General features: G+C 52.0%; 2 protein-coding genes. Both read right to left on the bottom strand.

Annotated features, from left to right (window positions below; translation table 11 throughout):
- Nucleotides 1–16 precede the first annotated feature (16 nt).
- A complete protein-coding gene (istB, locus tag D7X94_RS17765; RefSeq protein WP_120429146.1) occupies nucleotides 17–814 on the bottom strand; it encodes an IS21-like element helper ATPase IstB in 798 nt (265 codons plus the stop codon).
- Nucleotides 807–2,012, bottom strand: coding sequence for an IS21 family transposase (istA, locus tag D7X94_RS17760; RefSeq protein WP_243111384.1), 1,206 nt, complete (start codon nucleotides 2,010–2,012; stop codon nucleotides 807–809). Before istA ends, istB begins: the two co-directional genes overlap by 8 nt.
- Nucleotides 2,013–2,124 lie beyond the last annotated feature (112 nt).

Genomic DNA, 2,124 nt, shown 5'->3' with positions numbered 1-2,124 from the left:
GGGGGGGGTAACAAAACTAAGCGTTTCCTTGCTCAAAAAGAGTGTTCACGATTTGCTGTTTCTGGCGCATGAATTCCTTGCGTTCCTTCAGGCGGTAAGACTCACCCTTGATGTTGATAACGGTGCAGTGATGCAGTACACGATCCAGGATGGCGGAGGCGATGGTGACGTCGGCAAAGACCTCGTTCCACTGGGAGAAGGTCTTGTTGGAGGTAAAAACGGTGGACGTTTTCTCATACCGTCTGGCAATGAGCTGGAAGAACAGGTTTGCACCTTGGATATCCATAGGGAGATAGCCGATTTCGTCAATGATGAGCATCCTGTACTTGGCCAGAACCTTGAGCTTGTCCGGCAGACGGTTCTCAAAATGAGCCTTTTTCAGCTGCTCAATGAGCTGGTGGCAGTTGATGTAGTAGGTGGAGAACCGGTGCTGAGCCGCCACCAGGCCCAAAGCGGAGGCCAGATGAGTCTTGCCCACACCTGGTGGTCCGAGGAATACTACATTCTCCCTGTTTTCCAGAAAACGCATGGTGGCCAACTCGTCGATCTGGCGCTTGTCGATGGAGGGTTGGAAAGAGAAATCGAAGTCGTCCAGGGTTTTCTTAATGGGAAAGCCAGACATCTGGATCTGCTTCTCATAGGCCCGTCTCCGCTTGGATTTGGCTTCTTCTGAGAAAATGTGATCCAAAACCTCCACAATGTTGAGCTTGTCCGCCACCGCCCGTTCCAGGTAGTTGTCCAGAATCTCCAGGGTGTTTTTCATCTTAAGGGCTTCCAGGTTTTCCCTCAGCCTGTCCATAGCAAATTCACTCATACAGCACCTCGTCATATCTGGATAAATCAGAGGGTTTCAAGGGGAAATCAATCACTTTGTCCTGTTCCAGCAGAACATTTTCTGCATCCATTGTCTGCTTCAACGTAAGCCTTCGGTAATGCTGAGGATTGACAACCATGTCCCTCCTTTGATACGATATTCGGTGCAGAGCGATCTGCTTGCCTTCATAGTAGGCCGCCAGCATACTGTCGAGGGCTACGACTGCCACATCTTTGCCGACATACTCCGCTGGCACGGAGTACTGATTGCCGGCGTAGGAGATGAGGCAGTCTTTTTGTACCCGCCTAAGGTTGATTTTGTCGATGATGTACTCTCTGGAGAGGGGGCTCAACCCCTCCTTTTTCAGCCGCTCAAAAGGAACCTCGTTCGTGGTAGCATGAACTTTGCCATTGACCTTATTACACCAAGCCAAGGCTTGTCCATTCAAATCTGCCAGACTGTTGTACTTGATCCCGACCATGAAGTTGTCCCGCACAAACTGCACCGTCCGCTCCACTTTTCCTTTCGTCTGGCCACGGTAGGGGCGGCACAGGATGGGCTTGAACCCGTAAAATCCCGCAAAGTCCTCAAACTGCCGGTTCAGCGTGGAATCCTCCTGCTTCAAAAGCCGCTTGATGACTACCTGCTTCATGTTATCGTACAGAATCTCCTCTGGGTATCCGCCAAAGTACCGGAATGCGTTCTGGTGACACCGAATCAGTGTGTTTGTGCTCATATCCGTTACGAACTCGATGTACCGCATCCGCGAATACCCCAGAATCATGAGAAAGCAATACAGCTTCTTCCACTTTCCGTCCTCGTACACCAGGTGATCCTCGAAAAATCCCCAGTCCATCTGCCCTTGCTTTCCTGGCATCGTCTCAAACCGCACTGTTGCTTTCTCATTCAAGTCCATTTTCCGGCTGCTCACATACGCCTTCACGATGCTGTAGCCTCCGTCAAACCCCATCTCCCGCAGCTTCTCCAGGATCCGCAGCGCCGAGTACGGCGCCTCCTCCAGCCACTCGTCCACGATCTGTTTGTAGGGGTCCATCTTCGTGGGCTTGGGTTCGCTCAATGTGTACTCCGGCTTCTGCGGCGATTCCGCGTACCGCTTTGCCGTCCGGGGATCCATGTGGTACTTCCGGCCCAGCTCCACATAGCTCAGCCCTTTCTGTCTGTCGCTTCGGATATCCATCCACTGTGCTCCTTTCATTTCCTGACTCCCTTTCCGGGCTCTTTCTCGCCCTGATTGGGAGTCTATCTTTTTCCCTTCACCTCCGCCACAAAACTACATTTTTTCCTCGGCG

This window comes from Acutalibacter sp. 1XD8-33, assembly GCF_003612555.1.
GTDB lineage: Bacteria > Bacillota > Clostridia > Oscillospirales > Acutalibacteraceae > Acutalibacter.
The sequence above is the reverse complement of the archived record's forward strand: the minus strand, read 5'-3'. Positions and strand labels throughout refer to the sequence as shown.

Excerpts from the sequence above, each read along its gene's own strand:
- istB (WP_120429146.1), bottom strand. The coding sequence starts at position 814 with ATGAGTGAATTTGCTATGGACAGGCTGAGGGAAAACCTGGAAGCCCTT.
- istA (WP_243111384.1), bottom strand. The coding sequence starts at position 2,012 with ATGGATATCCGAAGCGACAGACAGAAAGGGCTGAGCTATGTGGAGCTG.